Below are 17,447 nucleotides of genomic sequence, written 5' to 3'. Positions count from 1 at the left end.
TCTCAAAGGCCAAGTCCACGCATCCGCCGAACGCGCCGCCAATGTGCGCCGTCAGGCGTATTCGAAACTCGCAAACATCCCCGCTTGCGCGTGATAGAGCAAATGGCAATGAAAGGCCCATCGTCCCGGATTATCGGCGTCGAAGGCGATGACAACGCGCTTGCCGGGCGGAACCAGGACGGTATCGCGCATCGCCCCGTCGATCGGCGCGCCGTCGATCTCCACGACCTGAAATCTGTGGCCATGCAGATGCATGGGATGGGACATCATTGTCTTGTTCGTGATCGCGAGCTCCACGCGCTCCCCCGCCCGAACGGTCATGGGCGGCGTCTTTTCATTCCAGACGACGTCATTGATCGACCAGACATAGTTCGCCATATCGCCCGTCAGATTGATCGGAATCACGCGATCCGCCTTTCTTGCGGGAAGCGGAGCGGCGGCGCGTAGCTGTTTTTCCAAAGCGAGATCGAGCGGCGCAGCAGGCTCCGCAGCCTCCTCCGGCAGGCGGTCTATTCTAGCGCCCGGCGGACAGAGGATCACTGCCGTCTGTTTTGTTTCTCCCTCCAGCACGAAAGTGATCGGAAAGGCTCGGGTTCCCTTGGGAAGGTCCAGCAGAATGTCGAGCCGCTGCCCTACCGCAATCGGAAAATTGCCCCCGGCGCAGGGAAGAATATCCTGGCCGTCCACCGCCGCCAGCCTGCCGCCGAGTGCGCCAAGGTCGACGCGAAAGGCGCTCATTGCCGCGCTATTGATGACGCGCAGGAGAATGCGACCGCCATTCTCGACGGGTATGATCTGGGGATCGTCTATCGTGCGCTCATTGGCGAGAAAGGCGTCATAGGCGACGTCATTGAGATCGGGCTTGCCCATGACTTTGCCCATGAGCTTGCCCATGTCCTCATGCGACGCCGCGCCCGTCCCGTCGTGAAGCGCCATTTTCGGCATGCCGTGCTTTTTGGCCGCGACAAGGCTCGCAAAGATGTCCTGAGGGGACCTGAAACTAAAATCGGCGAGCATGACGACGACGTCCTGCCGCTCGGCGTATCGCCTGGGATCTCTCACGATGAGCGGCGCGGCGAAAAGAAGCTGCTCCTGCAAGCCAAAATGCGAATGCATGTAATAGGTGCCGGCATAGGCGAGCGGAAAATCGTAATCCGCGGAACCGCCCGGGGGGATGGCGGGACCCGAAATCTCCGGCACGCCGTCCTGGCGCCATGGGGGCATGAGCCCGTGCCAATGAACGAGGCTCGGCTCCGCCAGTTCATTCTCGACCCGCAGACGGAACCGGCTCCCGACCTCCGACGCGAAAGCGTGCTCGCCCCCCTCTCCGACGATCGCATAGACCGAGGCCGGCCGGCCCTTCACCTCGATGGTCCTGCGCCGCAGTTTCAATAGGCGGGACGGCTCCTCCGCCATGGCCCCGAGCGGCCCCGCCGCGGCGAGAGCCGCGCCCGCGGTCAATAAGCGGCGTCTAGAAAGCATGGCCAGAAGCTCCTGTCCTCGAGCGACGGGCCAAGTTCCTGAAACAAGACCCCGCGCGGGTCAAGTCAGCGCAGCTTCACAGTCAGATCCGTGCCGATTGCTCCGGTTTCGCCGCTTGGAGACTGATCGGAGACGATCATGGACCCACCGGTCCATAATCTCTCGCCGATGCGCGCCCGAATTTCGTCGGACATTTCGATGCGCTCGAGAGCCTCCGCCGGGTCGAGGAGGGGGCCAGACATAGACAGGACCGACCACTTCAGCGAGGTCGCATCGTCATTGGCCGCGGTGGCGATGAAAAGATGCGAGCCAAGCGGTCTGTCGGGATCCCGCACGGCGATCGGCGCCTCGAACAAAGGCGAAAGCCCCTGCCGGACATAGACCCGCTGATCCTTCTTGCTGAACAGCACGGACACGGGCGCAAGCCGCCGCCGCGCCGCCGCTTCCGCCTTGGCGGCTGCTTCGGAAGAAGCCGTCGCGCCGCCCAGCTGAGCTAAAGCTTTCGACAATTGGGCCTGGCTGGCGCTCATTCCAGACCGCGCCGTCTCGTGTCTGCGTCTCGCTTCGATCGAGGTCTTTGCAAGATCAATTTTCAGCGTCGCCGCGGCGACCCGCGCCTTCACTGCCGCTTCCATGGCATTTGCGAACCTGTTTCTGCGAGAGGCGTCGTCCGTCATGGAGCCGAGGGACGCCTCCTCTTGCAGGGCATGGGCCCTGGCCGTTGCGGAAAGATAAGCCTCGTCCGCGTCGTCCGCCTTGAGCTGAGCGGCCGCCTCGGCGGATTCCGCCGCCGCCAATTCCCGGGCGGCGGCCGCAGCCTCGTCCTGCGCCGCTTTCGCCGCAGCAGACGCCTCTCTCAAAGCCTTCGAGGCGGCCGCCGCATCGGCGGCGGCCTGTCCCTTGAGACGCTCCGCATACTGCAAGGGATTCAGCCGCGCGACGGGCGACGCCCCGTCTTCCCCGGACTCGGGCGGCCCGTAAACAGGCGCCTGCATGGCGGGGCCGGATGCGACATAGATTTTCGCACCGGGCAGCGAGGCGTGCGCAAAAGGCGTCGGCGAGACGTCGTCCGGAGAGATGACGATCCTCTCGCCGATTTTGGTCATGCCCCAGAGTCTCGCCGCGAAATCGGCAGGGAGCCGCACGCAGCCATGAGACGCCGGATGCCCCGGAACGACGCCGACATGCATCGCAATGCCCGACCAGGTGATCCGCTGCATGAAGGGCATCGGCGCGCCCGAATAGATGTTCGACTGGTGATATCTTTCGCGGCCGATGATGGTGAAAATTCCCCTCGGCGTGGCGTGTCCCTCCATTCCGGTCGAGACAGGCGAACGGGTCACCAGACCATTGTGATTATAAATGGAGATGCGCTGATCCGAGATCGACACCACGCCGAACAGCGGCAAATCCCGCTTCGCGCCGCTCTCGGCCTTGACTACCCGCTCGGCCGACGGCGCCGCGGCCTTGGGCGCAGGGCGGCGCGCGACCTTCGCGGCCTTCGCAGGGGCCTTCTGGATGTGCGTGGGCGTTTCGACCGCTTCGCGTCTCGGCTGCTCCCTGTCGAACAGGGCGAAGAAATCGAGCGCCGACGCTTTCTGCTCACCGGTTAGAAGAATGATCGAGACGGTCGCCGCGAGGAGCGCGTCAGCGGCGAATCCGGGAGAACGGCGACGGGCCATTGCAATTGTCCAGGAAGAAACGGGGAATCAGTCGCGTATCGAACCGTCATTCTGACCGAGCGGCGAGGCGAGAGCTATTGCGGACGCGCCACACTGGACGAAAATCCTCTTTCCCCTCACTGTCTTCGTGGCGGCGCCGAGACCCGGGCCTCTGGGAGTTTGAACGTGATCAGATTATGCGACGGCGGGCCAAGGGCGCGCCTGAGAATTCTTTACAAAGTGCTGGCCGGCGCCGCGCTCGTCATCGCCCTGATTGCGATCGCCCCCGCGCTCGGTCAACTTTGACGACCACGCGACATGCGCGCGCTCGGACGGCTGAACGGGGATCAGGCTCTCGCGCCGATTGCGTCGCGGGCGCCAAAAAGGAGGCGGCGGGTCGGCAAGAACGGCTCGAGCTTCCGAGGCGCGCCGAAGAATGCGCGCACTTCAGGAGGAACGTCTTCCAGTTTTTCATTGAGAATGGAGATGGCGAGGACGATGCTCTCGCCGATGTCGATGCCCGGCGGCTCGATCCACCCGGCTCCCAGGCACGCTGAAAGTTCATCCAGTTCGCGCCGCGCCGTCCACGGGTCGGTCAACTCGAGGAGAATATCTCGGGGCTCCATCCCGAGCGCCCTGGCGAGGGCCTCGAGCGGCGACTCTCCCCTTCGCCATCCCCCGACATGATAAGCCAAGATCGCGCGCTTGCAGTTGCGCCACTCACGGTCGCTATGAGCCCAGTCTTCTTTAGACACGGTTCACCCCATGTCTGCGCAAGTCCTTCATACGAAGGTCCGCGTCCCCGATCGCGCATCCATAAGCAGAGCGGTTACGCGCCCAGAGGAGATCGTGGCCGTCGCCGGCCACGATCCACCTAACTGCGAAGCAGTCCTCAGTGCGAGCCGAAGCTCAGCGGAACCTGGGCCTGGATCACCGTCGCCTTGTTGATGGCGTCGCCGCCCTTGCTGGTGTTGCCGATCGACTGGCTGATGTCGCCCTTCTGCGACAGGTCGGAAGACTTGCCGGCGTTGACCGGAACCTGAGCCTGGACGACGAACGCCTTGTTCAGCGCGAAGCCGCCCTTCGAGGTGTCGCCGATGGACTGGTTCAGCTTCAGCGCCTGGCTGAGGTCGATGGCGAAGGCAAAGTTGGCGGAGAGAGCGAGGGCCGCCGAAGCGAGGAGCAATTTCTTCATGATGTCATCCTTCCAGAATTCAGGAGAAAGCTCTTGTGCGAGCTTTCATCAGGAACATAATGGATGACAGCAGCGCTCCACTAGGCGCCTTTTTGGCTCATTTTTGACACGACTCGGAAACAAATAGGACAGGTCAATATACCCAATTGGCTAAGCTGTCTTATCCCTGTCGGCGCGGACCGCCACGAGGTCGGGGCCGCCAGAAAACGGCCAAAGAGAGCATTAGATGATGGCCCAGCAACGGTAACGCCGCCGCTCGGTCAGCTCTCGGAGGTTGGAGGAGACTTCGTCGATCATCGTGGCCGCTGCCTGCTGGGAGACGCCCAATTCCTTCGCGGCGAGCGGCGCGCTGATGATTGGCAAGCGCAGGCACAAATCGACAAGTTGAGGGAGTTTGGAATTCTTCCTCCTGCCCGCGCATTTCCGCATCAGCAGCTCACGCGAAAGGGCCAGTCGCTCTATTTCCTTCATGCCCAAGGCGGCGGTCGTTTCGGCCGCCTCCGCAAATCCGACAAGGCGGGTCGTCAAATCCTGCAATCTGGACCGCCGGCCCCGCATGTGCCGAAAGCCCACATAGAGCGAAGCGAGATGATGTCGCGTCTTGCCCCGCGCGCGCAGAACGGCCCCGGCAAGCAAGGCGCCGAGCCAGCCCTGATGTTGCAGCGGCTCAATCGTCTCCCATGCGTCATAGGCAAGGGCCGCGGCGATGAGCGGCGGCATCGTCTCCGTTTCGTCGAGCGCGGCTCGCCACTGGGCAAGCAGTCGGTCCTCGTCCCAATCCTCGTCGTAGACGAGGCCAGAATCGTCCCGCCTGGGGCATTTGGCCGCGTTTGTTGTGGCCGACGTACGCGCGATCACGGCGTCGATTTCGTCGAACACTGCGGCCAATGCATATTCGTCTTCGTAAAAGGCCCCTTCGTCCACGGCTTCGTCACAGCCATCGTCTTCACGATCGGTTTTGTGGTCGAGATCACGCGAGCGGGATGTTTGCAAGCCTCGTAACGCGTCGATCCCCGACTCGGTCAGCGCCCATGCCGGCGGCTGGCTGGCGATGCGGCGCCGGGCCGAAAGCACCCGCTCCGCCCGCACAAGTTCATGAGTCGGCGCCCTAACGTCCATGCCGGCGTCTCGCAGCACCAAATCCTCGATCTGGACGAACTCGCCCTGCCTCCACAACGCCGCGCAGGCGTCCTGGAAATGCGCGCGAATGATATAGGCTTCAGCAAGAGGACTTGCGCGCAATCGCTCATCGAGGCGGGCGAGCGCATCGGACGCTTTCTCGAAAGGCCCGGCCAGACGCTCGACCGCAACGGCGTTGGAAATATTGTAAATCATGTAAAGTCAGTAGGTCACGGACCAGTAGCCAAGTCAAACGCGGTCATTTTCCCGCGCCTCGGACAGGAGCGCGATTGACCGGCCCCCGCGCCAAGGCCAAGCCGGCGCCTCACGCTTTCGATCGTTTGCGCGCGGCTTGCCAGGATCAGATTTTGGACATAACCGAGTCGTAAACGGTTATCTGTATACGCGATTTCGAATGCCCTCCTTATGATGATCAAAACACAGGATCGCCCGCCCGCGCCCGCTTCCCATCTGATCGAGCGGCTCCGGGCCGAGCAGTTTTCTCACATAGCCCGGCATACTCCCGGCGTGATGCTCGCCAACATTTGTAACGCGTCCGTCTTCGTGGCCGCGTCCTGGGATCGTCCATATCGTTTGCTTGCATTGTCCTGGGGCGCGCCCGTCGTCGCCGTCGCCTCGTTCGTCTACTTGCGACGAAAAATGAAGCGGAGCCATAAGCCGGCGCCCTCCGCCTCCGACCGCGGCATCCGCCGGGCAATTGCCTATGCCGCCGCGCTCGGGACTTGCTGGGGAGCGCTGCCTCTGCTGTTCCTAAATGACGCGAGCGTCGGCGGGAAACTGCTGATCGCCTGCCTGTGTTCCGGAATGTTGGGCGGCGGCGCTTTCGTCCTGGCAAGCATACCGCCTGCCGCGATCGCCTTTTCCGGCCCGATCGCGGCTGGGTCGTTCCTTGCTTTGCTGCTCGGCGGCGACAAGGATTACCTGCTCACCCTCGTCGTGCTTCTGGTTTACAGCCTGGTCCTGTTACGGGCCGTCACGAATTATGCGGAAGGGATCGAGCGTCGGATCAAGACACAAATCGAAGCGGAGGCGAAAGCCAGCGAACGGCTCGACCGGCTTCATGCGTCCGGCCTGCACGCGCTCGGCGGCATGGCGAGCGGCGTGGCGCATGAAATCGCCCAGCCCCTCGCGGCGGCCTCTGCTTACGTGGAAACCTCGAAACGATTGCTGGAAAGGCCCGATGCCGAGGCCCGGCCTCTCCTCGAACGCAGCCTCAGGGCCGCAAGCGAACAAATCGACCACGTTGGCGAGATCGTCGCCCGCTTGCGCCGTTTCCTGTTGGAAGGAAAGCCTTCCCTCACATACGTCGGATTGCAAGCGCTGATCGAAGAGGCGTGTCGCGTCAATGCGTCGTTCCTGGGAGACGCGGATGTGGACGTGCGACTGAACCTTCGCGCCAGGCGCGACGCTGTTCGCGCGGACCGCGTCCAGATCATGCAGGTCCTTTCGAACCTGCTTCGAAACGCGGTCGACGCTACGGCGGGACTTCCGCAGCGCCATATCGTGATTACATGCAGAGAAGAAGCCGACTGCATTCGAACCGATGTGGCCGACTCTGGAACCGGCGTCGCGGAAGGCGTGAGAGAAAGTTTGTTCGAGCCCTTCATGACGACAAAGCCGAAGGGGATGGGCGTGGGTCTGGCGATGAGTCGGACGATCATAGAGGCCCATGGAGGAAAAATCTGGATGGAGCCCAACGCATCCGGCGGAGCGACTTTCAGTTTTCTGCTGCCCTGCGACCTCCAAAGCGAAAGCGAGGAAGCGGAAAGGACTCCGGCGTGATCCCGACGGACCTTCGAGGGGCGCAGCCTATTCGACTCCGGGACCGACCTCGTTGATCTTCGGGCGTCTCAGCAACTTAAGGAGCAACCCACGTCCGTTTCGAAGCGCCGGGTATAATAGATCGGCTCTGAATCTCGACTTGAAAATCCAGCGGTTGAGCCGGCCCAGCCAGGACGCGCTGTCGGAGAACTCGGCCACCGCGTTGATGGCTGCCGCGCCGGCGTATAATTTGTCGCCAATTTTCAAAACGACGCCCTCGTCGATATCGAGGCCAAGGGACTGAACCTCGTCGAGGAGCGCGGGGCGTGTGCGAGCGTCGATCAAATCAAGTCCGCCGGGCCCGGTGCGAAGCAGTGTGCAGTACTGGCTGCAAACAGGACACTGGCCATCGTACAATAATTGTGGCCGATCCCCATCCGCGCCCTTGTCACCGGTCATCCGACGCCTCACGCAAAGATACGCCCCAGCAAAGATTGCCAGGGGATATTACAGGCTTGCAGGAAGAAGGCGGCGCAAAGATACGCCGCTCTCGTACGAGTCTGATCCGGATCCGTCTGCGCGACGCCCATGACAGCAAGCACCCAGCCGAAGCCGATGACTGGCGCGAACAGATAGGTCGTGAACAAGAAAAGGAGAAGGGCAAGGTTGCGAATACCGCGCCATCGCCGCGTAATTGGAAGGAACAGGACGGCGATCACAACCTGTATGAGATAGTTCCACCAGGTAATGAAAATGGCCAGCGCATTTGTAGCCGAAGCGGCCTGAAGTTGCACGCTACTCAAACTGCTGCTGAAATTCCTCAGCGCCTCCACCTTGGCCTGATTGGCGCTTTGAAACTCCCCGGTGACGCCGCCGACGATGCGAGCGAGCGTTTCAAAACGCACGTCGAGAAGCAGTTCTGAATAAAAGAAAGTTCCATCCAGATAATCGCTCGATCGCGTCTTTTGTATTACAGCGAACATAAACACGAGTGCGATAAGCCATCGCGACGTTGTCTTCAGGGCGCGCTCGGGCGCGTTTGTCAGCAAGGCGAGGAAAATTGCAAGGCACCAGTAAACCAGAAGATATTTGTGATTATCTGCGATGTGCCATTTCCAGAAAACGCCAAACGCGGCGACTGACGTTGCAGCGCCCCACAATATCGCAGATTTGCGCAGCTCAGGAAAAACAAGGCCTGCCATCGCGACCAGGGAAAGGGGGATTTCCGCGTACCATCCATCCGGCGCATAGAGCAGCAGAAGCAGCGCCGTCAGAGTCACGCAAAGATCGAAACGATTTCGTTCGTCCAGAACAGAGCCAAGTCCAGCGGTCGTGGCGGCGGGGACAATTGCAACTTGCAAATTCATGGCGTTCCAGGCTCGCTCGCACTGACATGAGCCTCCATGAGCTTTTGGACGCCCAGGGTCAGGCTGGCTTTGTGAAAGTCCAATTTCCAGAGTTCGAGCCGCAGCCCTTTTACGATGATCGACGACTCGCCCGGCTTCTGATTTTCGCCGCTCTTCAGCATGCGCACCGGCGCCGCGGGCGCCGCTTTGGCCGAGGCGCCTCCCTCGATCCGAGAAGCAGGCGGCGCCTGTTCACCTGGGGACGCCGGCCGGCATTGCTCAACCGGAGCGACCCAGCGACCCTCGAACAATGTGCGGGCGAGGGATTTGGCAAGGGATTCGGAACCGGTGGCGGAGAGCTGTTCGAAACGTCGCTCCTCCTCGGCAGGAAGCGGAGCGGGAATGTCGCCGCCCTCGGTGACAAGAAAAACTCTCACAAGCCGGTCGTCGGGAGAATCCAGCTTGGAGAACATCCCGAAGCCGCCCCCCTTCCAGGTCGAGAAGGCTGGATGACGAGAAGAGAAGATCAGTTGCGAAACGGCAATCGTCACCAGTAGGAACGGCGCGATAAAAGGCGCGAAAAAGTCCCATCTCTCGCCCGTCACGAAACGCAGGCGCGTCCTCGACGGCGGGATGGCGCTATGGTTGGTATCCATCGTCGAACGCCTCACGATTCCAAGGCGCGGTTCCGTCGTAAAAAACCGGAGCAAGACATTATGCGCTCGGAGTCGTCGCGCGCAGCGCGAGCAGAACCTTCGCGGTTTTGACTATCGGCGAAAAACCTACTTGCGGCTGTGTTTATGGTCAATCTTTTTCTTGGCCTCTACTGCCAATGGGCTCGAAAACGAACGAAAACAATAGATTTTCCCCGGCTGTCTCCTGCCCACGCATTTTTTATTCCGGCATCAAGAAACATCAGCCTCTGCAATAGGTTAAGCGATACGACCGGGATGGCCGCACGTCATCCAAAGACGCAAATCCTCGTGGCGCGCCCTTGAAACTAAACGGACCGCCCTTCGGAAACCAGGAGTATGCGTATGATCAAGCTTCCTGCAATCAATCGTCACTGGGTTGGCGTCGCGGCGCTCGCGATGGCCGTGATAGGAATCGGTTTTATCGGGAACATGGGTTTCAGAAGACCGATCGAAACGCTCTCGCAGATCAGCAGTGATCAGGCCAGGCAGCCTAGCTCCGCCGCCAATCCCGATTTCATTTCCGAGCACTTCATTTCCGCGTTGAGGCGGCTCCCGCAGAATGTTTACGGATACGCGCAGCGCGGCGCACAGTCGTTGAGCGACCCGCTGCAAGACAAGTCTCAAGGTTCGATCGCTTCGGAGTCCAGGAACTGGACGGAAGAAGAATGGCGCCTCGCCTCTGCGGCGGTGACGGCCTATCGGAAGGGCGGCAGAGAGGCGCTCAGCTCAGCCGCTTCGTCAGACATTATCTGGCAGCCGCCAGAAGAAATTACAAAAATGAACCCCGCGGCGTCTCGCTAACGCATAAAGGCGGAGCCTTGCGGAATGCCATGGGCGCCCCCGCCGGTAAGCGCGGGGCGCCCTGCTTTTCCGACTTAATAATAACGCGCAGGAGGCGGCGGCGCCGTCAATGCGCCAACCGCCGCGCCCGTTGCCGCTCCGACCGCGGCTCCGCCAAGAGTTCCTGTCGTCGATCCATTGGAGGCGAGGGCGCCGATGCCCGCCCCGCCAAGTCCGCCGATGGCGGCTCCGCCCACCGCCCGCTCACCCGGCGAGTTGCAACCCGCTAGTGTAAGACCGCCGAGCGCCGCGAGCGCGGCCAAAGCAGAAATTTTCATCGCATCCCCTTCTTGATTACAGCCGCCTGTGAGCGGTTGCCCGGGCGCTTCTGGACCAAATGAATGGCGGCGCTATGGCCTGAAAGCGGTGAAGGTCTGGTAAATTCAGGAATGGGGGCAGAGCCTTGGCGTTTTATTATTTTGATGAGGAAGCGCGCGGCTTCGGCTCGGTGACCCATTTACCTATGAGCGCTCTCGCTTTTTTCAGTCGAGGTCAGGACATGAATACGGCAAATCTCCAGCTCGAAGGCCTCTACGTGGCAATCGTCGCGCTTCTCGAGGCGATGTGCCAGAAAGGTCTTTTTCAAAGAGAGGAAATCGAAGACGTCCTGGCGAGAACCGAATCCACGCTGAGATTTGACCCCAACCGTCCGGCGGAAATGCGGGACGCCAACGTCGAGGCGATTTGCTTTCCCGTGCGAATTTTGATGCAGGCGTTTCAGAGCGATGCAGCGGGTCGCAGCCAGTCGTTCGCCCATCTCGCCTCGCGCGTGGGACAAGCGAAACGGGAGAGTTGAACGGCGTGCCTCAGCCCCTTTTTTCCGATCCCGCGGGCTTTATGTCTCCTGGAGGCGCTCGGCCGGAGGACGCTAAATGGAAAAGAGACAGAGCTGGGTGCTTGGCGTGGTTGCGCTGCTCTATGCGGCGGCGCTCGTGGAGATCTTCCTGCTCGGCTGGTGAGCGCGACCTTGGCGTGACCGCAGTCTCGCTACGGTCACGCCCGAGGCGTGAGTCCGCCCGGATCGTAGAACGGCGCCAGCGATAGCGTCGCCGGAATACGCAGGCCGGCGACGTCGAGTTCATAGGCGCCAGAAGCCGCAAGCGCCGGCGTCACGCCGCCGTCGAGCCGGATATAGCCATAGCCGATCGCTTTTCCGAGCCAATGGCCAAAGCCCGCGCTCGAAAGCCAACCCACCCGCTCGCCATCTCGGTAAATGGTCTCGCGGCCAAGCAGCGCGACAGCAGGGTCGTCGACGCAGAAGCCCACGAGCAAGCGCGGCGGCGGCGCGGTGGCGGCTTTCTCGAGCGCGTCACGCCCCAGGAAGGGTTGCCCGGATTTCATTTTCACCATTGAGCCCAGACCCGCCATGAAAGGCGTATGATCTGGGCCGATATCGGCGCCCCAGGCGCGATAGCCTTTTTCGAGTCTCAGCGTTTCGATCGCGCGATAGCCGGCATTGGCGAGACCGAAAGGAACGCCCACCTCCATCAGCCGTTCATAGACAGTCACGGCGTATTCGACGGGGATGTGCAACTCCCAGCCGAGTTCTCCCACATAGGTCACACGGATCGCCATCACTGGCGCGCCGGCGACATGAACTTCACGCGCCGTGAGGAAGGGAAAGGCCGCGTTGGAGAGATCATCCGCGCAACAGGATTGCAGAATGTCGCGTGCGCGCGGCCCCATGAGCGCCAGCGTTGCGCGCGCCGAAGTCACGTCGATGAGCGTCGCGTCCATATCCTCGGGAATGGCGCGCCTGATCCAGCTGAAATCATGCGTCGCGAAGCCCGTGCCGGTGACGATGTAATAACGGTTCTGGTCGAGACGCGTGACGGTCAGATCGCATTCGATGCCGCCCTTGTGGTTCAGCATTTGCGTATAGATCACGCTGCCCGGCGCCCGCGCGACATTATTCGCCGCGATCCAGGACAAGGCCGCCTCCGCGTCGCGCCCGACAAGGAGCGCCTTGGCGAAGCTCGTCTCATCGAACAGCGCCGCCGCCGAGCGGCAGGCGCGATGCTCGCGCGCTACAGCATCGAACCAGCCGGGCCGCGAGAAAGAATAACTGTCCTCGGGCGCTTCGCCGGCCGCAAGGTCGGCGAACCAGTTCGGCCGTTCGAAACCCATCTTCTCGCCGAAACAGGCGCCGGCTTTCTTCAATTGATCGTAAAGCGGCGAACGGCGCAGCGGCCGGCCGGAAGAATATTCCTCCGACGGCCAGGCGATGGAATAATGACGCGCATAGGCTTCGAGCGTACGTGCCCGCACCCAGTCATTGTCCTTGTGATGTGCGCCGAAGCGTCGAATGTCCACAGCCCATAGATCGAAGGGCGGCTCGCCGTCGGCAACCCATTCCGCGAGCGCCATGCCGGCGCCGCCGGCCGAGGCAATGCCGAAGGCGTTGAAGCCCGCGCCGACGAAGAGATTGCGCACCTCGGGCGTCTCGCCGATCATCCAGTTCCCGTCGGGCGTAAAGCTTTCGAGACCATTGACCATCTGCTTGACGCCGGCCTCCGCGAGCGCCGGAACCCGCCCGAGCGCAAGCGTCATGATCGGCTCGAAATGGTCCCAGTCGTCCTCGAGCAGGCGAAAGGCGAAATCCTCCGGCACATGTGTTTCACTCCAGGGAATGGGGTTCGGCTCGTAGCCGCCCATCACGAGCCCGCCAACTTCCTCCTTGTAGTAGGTCAGGCGATCCGGATCGCGCAGCGTCGGCAGATCGGACGTCACGCCGTCGATGCGCTCGGTGACGATATATTGATGGCGCACGGGCGCGAGCGGGACGCAGGCGCCGGCGCGCGCGCCGAGCCGCGCCGTCCACAGGCCGCAACAGAGAACAGCCTTCTCGCAGCCTATTGCGCCGCGCGATGTCTTCACTCCCATCACGCGCCCGTTCTCGACAATGACATCCTCGACCGCGATCGTCTCCATCAACTTCGCGCCAGCCAGGCGCGCGCCTTTGGCGAGCGCCTGCGTTATGTCCGAGGGATTGGCTTGCCCGTCCGCGGGCAGGAAAGCCGCCCCCACGACATCGCCGATTGACATGAGCGGCCAGAGCGCCTGCGCCTCTTCCGGTCCGAGAAGGTGCATTTCAAGGCCGAAACTCCGGCCCGTCGTCGCCTGCCGTTTCACCTCGATCCATCGATCGGCGTTGCAGGCGAGGCGCAGGCCGCCATTGCGCTTCCAACCCGTCGCCAGCCCCGTCTCGGCTTCGAGCTTATCGTAAAGCTCCACCGAATAGCCGAGCAGTCGTGTGATATTCGCGCTGGAGCGCAACTGGCCGACAAGCCCCGCCGCGTGCCATGTCGAGCCGCATGTCAATTGGCCCCGTTCGAGCAGCAGGACCTCGACCCCGCGCCTCGCCAAATGATAGGCGACCGAGCAACCGACAATGCCGCCGCCGACAACAATCACCTGCGCGCTGCCGGGCAGATCGCTCATGACCGCTCCATTTCCTCGAAAGCGGCGAAAGCCCGCTCGAAACGCTCCAGATTTTCTTCTGTGTATGAAACATAATCGAAGGCGATCGTCGATCTCGTCTCGGACACCATGCTCCACATGGATTCCCGCAAGAGAGAGGCGCAGACCATCGCCTGAAAGCCGCGCCAGAGCGCGTCACTCGCGGGTTTCTCAAAATATTCGGATAGCATGGCGTCATTCTCACGCCGGTCCAAACCATTGTTCGACGACAGGCCGCCGAGGTCGAAGAGCGGCGTAGTCCAGCCAGCGTAATCCCAGTCGACGAGCCACAGCCGCGCATCGTCTTCGATGAAATTCGCGGCGAGGAGGTCGTTGTGTCCAAAGACGAGGTCGATTGGCCCCACGGCCCGCTCCAGCGTCTCGCAGGCGCGCAGATAGCCGGGAAGCCCGCTTTCCTTGCGGCTATGGTCCCCGGCCAGAATGCGAGCGTAATTGCGAATGACGTGGAAGACGTTGAAGCACAGCGTCGGTCCGTGAAGACAGGCGGCGACCTCCCGGTGGACGCGCTTCATCAATGCGACGCAGCCATGGAGATTCCTGCGCACGTCCTCCGCGCGGTAGCTTCGACCCGCAACTAACTCCATCACGAGAAAGGGCGCCGAAGCGTAGAGCACCCCTGGCGAAACGCCCGCCATGGCGGCGGCTTTCGCTGCGGCGAATTCATTGAAGCGCATGACGCCATGCTCGGGGATGTCGTGCCCGTAGCGCACGACCACGCGACGCCCCTTTTCCGAAACGATATAGTTCCTGTTCGTGATTCCGCCGTGCAAAGGTTCAATGTCGATCGGACCGCCCCAGATGGGAAGGGCGCGTATTAGAGTCTCCGGATCCGAAGTATCGGCGGTCATAAGCGGTTTATACCTCCTTTCTCATTATCTGGCTCGAGCCCGGATAGTGACAAGCCCGGGCCTGCGAGCTAGCATCGCTAGGGTCTGCCTCGAGGTTCTGGCATGTATGCGATCGATTTGGAGGGAACACGCCATAGCTTCCCCGATTTGAAATCGCTTCTCGCCAAGGCGACGCCGCCCCGCTCGGGAGACAGCCTCGCCGGAGTCGCGGCGCAGAGCGCCGTCGAACGTATTGCAGCGCAAATGCGGCTCGCAGATCTGCCGTTGTCAACCTTCCTCTCGGAGCCAATCATCCCCTATGAGGAAGACGAGGTCACGCGGCTGATCATGGACTCGCACGACAGGGACGCCTTTGCCGCCGTCGCGAGCTTCACTGTCGGGGAATTCAGGGACTGGCTGCTTTCCGACGTAGCGACGGGCGAGGCTCTCGCGGCTCTTTCTGCGGGCGTCACGCCGGAAATGGCCGCCGCCGTCTCCAAGATTTCGCGCAATCAGGATCTGATCGCGATCACAGCCAAGATCAGGGTCGTCACGCGCTTCCGGGACACGATCGGACTGCCCGGCACCCTCTCGTCGCGCATACAGCCAAATCATCCGACCGACGATCCGAGGGGCGTTCTGGCGAGCGTCATGGACGGGTTGCTGCTCGGCAGCGGCGACGCGGTCATCGGGATCAATCCCGCCTCCGACAGTCCGCAACGCTGTCTCGATCTGCTGAAGCTTTTGGACGAACTGCGCGAAACGCTCGATATTCCGACCCAGTCCTGCGTCCTTACCCATGTCACGACGACGCTCGATCTCATCAACCAGGGCGCGCCTGTGGATCTCGTTTTCCAGTCGATCGCGGGGACCGAGGCGGCGAACAGAAGCTTTGGCGTCGACCTCGCTAATTTGCGCGAAGCAAACGAGGCCGCGCGCGCCTTGCAGCGCGGAACGCTCGGCGACAATGTCATGTATTTCGAGACCGGCCAGGGCAGCGCGCTATCGGCCGATGCGCATCATGGCTGCGATCAGCAGACGCTCGAAGCGCGCGCCTATGCCGTGGCCCGGGCCTTCGACCCGCTGCTCGTCAATACCGTTGTCGGATTCATCGGACCGGAATATCTCTTCGATGGAAAAGAGATCATTCGCGCCGGACTGGAAGATCACTTCTGCGGCAAGCTGCTCGGCCTACCCATGGGCTGCGACGCCTGCTACACGAATCATGCCGACGCCGATCAAAACGACATCGACATCCTCCTCGCGCTACTCGCCCTTGCTGGCGTGAATTACGTCATGGGCGTGCCCGGCGGCGACGATATAATGCTGAATTACCAGAGCACCTCCTATCACGACGTCGCGACAATGCGCCGCCTGATGAAGCTGCGGCCGGCGCCGGAATTCGCAGACTGGATGGCGCGAATGCACATCTCCGGCGCCGCAGAGCGACAAGCCCTTCCCCAGCCTTTCGAGCGCCTGCTGGCCAAGGCCTGATTGTGGTTTATTCCTGCGTGGGCGGTCTTCACCGCGCCGAGAGCTTGGCCTTTCCGATCTTCGAAGGCCTGATTGCCAACATCATACACCACATGCTTAAAGGCCGCGCCGCCAAATACCAAGGACTATTCGATGCTCAATTATCCCATTGTTTCGATCGCCATTGGCGCAACGGCCGCGTATATCCTTGCGACTCTAATTGCGACGCTCCTCGCGAGGATGGGCTTCCCGCTGCCGCCCGCAGAACGACGCATTGGTTGCATCGACGGGCTACGTGGCTACTTGGCGCTATCGGTGCTGATCGGCCACTTCATCCGGTGGATACAAATTACCCGGCTCGGAGAAACATGGTCTACTCCGGCGCCTGTTCATGTATTCAACCAACTCGGCTCTGGCGCGGTGATGCTTTTTTTTATGATTACCGGCCTTGTCTTCTACCCAAGAATTCTCGATGGCTATCGAGCGTGCTCGTGGCCGAAAATATACATTTCGCGCGTGTTCAGAATAATTCCCCTCGTAACCGTGTCAGTGGCCGCTGTCACGCTGTTTATCTCGATCAAAACCGGCCATAGGCCGGACAGCAGCTTTCCCAAAGCGGCGGCTGAATGGATCTTGGCCCTAGGTGAACCCGATTTACTTGGCTATCCGGATAGCTGGCGTCTTAATGCCGGTGTCCTCTGGTCACTTTGGTATGAGTGGCTCTTCTATCTGCTCCTGCTTCCAGCTTCCGCTGTGGCGGCGGATCTGGTTCGAGGCCGATTGCCGAGCTGGGTATTGCCGGCTGTGCTTTTGCTAGCGGGACTCTCACTGCAAGCATTCCATCTCGCAAACCTTTTCCTGCCGTTCTTCGCGATGGGTATGCTTGCCTACGAGTGTCAGAGTCGTGAAGCCATCGTACGATGGTTGCGTACGCCCCTCGCAACGATGGTTGCCGCTGGATCGCTCGGCATTGTGATGTTCTTCCCGACCAGATACGGATTGGGAGCGATTTTGTTTGGGATATTTTTCGCCTGCATTGCATGCGGCAACAGCATGTGGGGTCTTTTTAAAACGAGAGCAGCGCTGGTGCTCGGAGAATGCTCTTTTGGCATATATCTGATACACGGAATTCTATTAGCTCTGATATTTGATAAGGTCAGCGGGCTAGCTGAGCCGCTTTCTATTGATTTACTACCCATTCTCCTTCTGGCGCCAGCCGCGGCCTGTGTGGCGCTAATCACAGCCATCAGCTACCTTTTGATCGAGCGCCCTTCGATCCACCTGGGTAGCAGGATCGCAAACCACTGGAAGGGGGTTTGGCTACGTCCGCTAAGACCGCCTCATAGGTTACGCCCTAGCGGGCGGGCGGGGTCGAATTGACATGAAGCCATCGGGAGAGATCGGCGGCGGAACGAAGCCGGCGGCGGCGCATTCTTGTGGGGCTCCCTGCATTCCTAGGCTCGTTCAGCGTCGCCGGCTCTTTAACTTTTCGCTTGGGTGAACAACCTCCCGAGAGACGACGCCATGACCAAAAACCGTCCATCCGT

Annotated in this window: 16 protein-coding genes; 5 read left to right on the top strand and 11 right to left on the bottom strand. The window is 61.3% G+C overall.

Annotated elements, in window-relative coordinates; genetic code table 11:
* Positions 1 to 51 precede the first annotated feature (51 nt).
* From WOC76_RS19835 to WOC76_RS19815, 5 genes are all read right to left on the bottom strand, one after another.
* Positions 52 to 1,482: a multicopper oxidase family protein gene (locus tag WOC76_RS19835; protein WP_341108903.1), complete on the bottom strand. Its 1,431-nt coding sequence runs from the start codon at positions 1,480 to 1,482 to the stop codon at positions 52 to 54.
* Positions 1,483 to 1,547: 65 nt separating this feature from the next.
* Positions 1,548 to 3,164 (bottom strand): L,D-transpeptidase family protein, encoded by a 1,617-nt coding sequence (locus tag WOC76_RS19830; protein WP_341108902.1) that lies wholly within the window; start codon positions 3,162 to 3,164, stop codon positions 1,548 to 1,550.
* A 326-nt stretch (positions 3,165 to 3,490) separates the two neighbouring features.
* Positions 3,491 to 3,898, bottom strand: a complete 408-nt coding sequence (locus WOC76_RS19825) for a hypothetical protein (protein ID WP_341108901.1) — start codon at positions 3,896 to 3,898, stop codon at positions 3,491 to 3,493.
* 137 nt (positions 3,899 to 4,035) lie between these two features.
* Positions 4,036 to 4,338: a hypothetical protein gene (locus tag WOC76_RS19820; RefSeq protein ID WP_341108900.1), complete on the bottom strand. Its 303-nt coding sequence runs from the start codon at positions 4,336 to 4,338 to the stop codon at positions 4,036 to 4,038.
* Between the two features lie 222 nt (positions 4,339 to 4,560).
* Positions 4,561 to 5,673 carry an RHE_PE00001 family protein gene (locus tag WOC76_RS19815; RefSeq protein ID WP_341108899.1) on the bottom strand — a complete coding sequence of 371 codons (1,113 nt, stop codon included), beginning with the start codon at positions 5,671 to 5,673 and terminating at the stop codon, positions 4,561 to 4,563.
* A gap of 210 nt (positions 5,674 to 5,883) precedes the next feature.
* Between WOC76_RS19815 and WOC76_RS19810 the strand changes: the two genes are divergently transcribed.
* Positions 5,884 to 7,260, top strand: coding sequence for a sensor histidine kinase (locus tag WOC76_RS19810; RefSeq protein ID WP_341387311.1), 1,377 nt, complete (start codon positions 5,884 to 5,886; stop codon positions 7,258 to 7,260).
* Positions 7,261 to 7,287: 27 nt separating this feature from the next.
* Here WOC76_RS19810 and WOC76_RS19805 read toward each other — a convergent pair whose 3' ends face one another.
* Genes WOC76_RS19805 through WOC76_RS19795 form a run of 3 tightly spaced genes read right to left on the bottom strand, consistent with a single transcriptional unit; the run spans position 7,288 to position 9,241 of the window.
* The gene (locus tag WOC76_RS19805; protein WP_341108897.1) at positions 7,288 to 7,698 is read right to left on the bottom strand and encodes a DCC1-like thiol-disulfide oxidoreductase family protein; all 411 of its coding nucleotides are present in this window, start codon (positions 7,696 to 7,698) and stop codon (positions 7,288 to 7,290) included.
* 8 nt (positions 7,699 to 7,706) lie between these two features.
* The gene (locus WOC76_RS19800) at positions 7,707 to 8,606 is read right to left on the bottom strand and encodes a hypothetical protein (protein ID WP_341108896.1); all 900 of its coding nucleotides are present in this window, start codon (positions 8,604 to 8,606) and stop codon (positions 7,707 to 7,709) included.
* Positions 8,603 to 9,241, bottom strand: a complete 639-nt coding sequence (locus WOC76_RS19795) for a hypothetical protein (RefSeq protein WP_341431559.1) — start codon at positions 9,239 to 9,241, stop codon at positions 8,603 to 8,605. Before WOC76_RS19795 ends, WOC76_RS19800 begins: the two co-directional genes overlap by 4 nt.
* 381 nt (positions 9,242 to 9,622) lie before the next feature.
* Here WOC76_RS19795 and WOC76_RS19790 point away from each other — a divergent pair, with 381 nt between their 5' ends.
* Positions 9,623 to 10,081 (top strand): hypothetical protein, encoded by a 459-nt coding sequence (locus WOC76_RS19790; protein ID WP_341387312.1) that lies wholly within the window; start codon positions 9,623 to 9,625, stop codon positions 10,079 to 10,081.
* Between the two features lie 74 nt (positions 10,082 to 10,155).
* On the opposite strand, the gene WOC76_RS19785 is transcribed toward WOC76_RS19790, so the two are convergent.
* Positions 10,156 to 10,398: a hypothetical protein gene (locus tag WOC76_RS19785; protein ID WP_341108981.1), complete on the bottom strand. Its 243-nt coding sequence runs from the start codon at positions 10,396 to 10,398 to the stop codon at positions 10,156 to 10,158.
* Between the two features lie 125 nt (positions 10,399 to 10,523).
* Between WOC76_RS19785 and WOC76_RS19780 the strand changes: the two genes are divergently transcribed.
* Positions 10,524 to 10,916, top strand: a complete 393-nt coding sequence (locus WOC76_RS19780; protein ID WP_341108980.1) for a hypothetical protein — start codon at positions 10,524 to 10,526, stop codon at positions 10,914 to 10,916.
* Positions 10,917 to 11,113: 197 nt separating this feature from the next.
* On the opposite strand, the gene WOC76_RS19775 is transcribed toward WOC76_RS19780, so the two are convergent.
* Both WOC76_RS19775 and WOC76_RS19770 read right to left on the bottom strand, forming a co-directional pair.
* Positions 11,114 to 13,561 carry a GcvT family protein gene (locus WOC76_RS19775; protein ID WP_341108979.1) on the bottom strand — a complete coding sequence of 816 codons (2,448 nt, stop codon included), beginning with the start codon at positions 13,559 to 13,561 and terminating at the stop codon, positions 11,114 to 11,116.
* The gene (locus WOC76_RS19770; protein WP_341108978.1) at positions 13,558 to 14,448 is read right to left on the bottom strand and encodes a choline kinase family protein; all 891 of its coding nucleotides are present in this window, start codon (positions 14,446 to 14,448) and stop codon (positions 13,558 to 13,560) included. Before WOC76_RS19770 ends, WOC76_RS19775 begins: the two co-directional genes overlap by 4 nt.
* 102 nt (positions 14,449 to 14,550) lie before the next feature.
* On the opposite strand from WOC76_RS19770, the gene WOC76_RS19765 reads away from it, so the two are divergent.
* Both WOC76_RS19765 and WOC76_RS19760 read left to right on the top strand, forming a co-directional pair.
* Complete coding sequence (locus tag WOC76_RS19765; RefSeq protein ID WP_341108977.1) at positions 14,551 to 15,921, top strand: ethanolamine ammonia-lyase subunit EutB; 1,371 nt, start codon at positions 14,551 to 14,553, stop codon at positions 15,919 to 15,921.
* A 132-nt stretch (positions 15,922 to 16,053) separates the two neighbouring features.
* Positions 16,054 to 17,280 carry an acyltransferase family protein gene (locus tag WOC76_RS19760; protein ID WP_341431558.1) on the top strand — a complete coding sequence of 409 codons (1,227 nt, stop codon included), beginning with the start codon at positions 16,054 to 16,056 and terminating at the stop codon, positions 17,278 to 17,280.
* The last annotated feature ends 167 nt before the right edge of the window (positions 17,281 to 17,447 follow it).

Origin of the sequence: Methylocystis sp. IM3, assembly GCF_038070105.1 — a bacterium.
Taxonomy (GTDB): Bacteria; Pseudomonadota; Alphaproteobacteria; order Rhizobiales; family Beijerinckiaceae; genus Methylocystis.
Note: the sequence above shows the minus strand (reverse complement) of the source record. Positions and strands in the feature narration are given on the sequence as shown.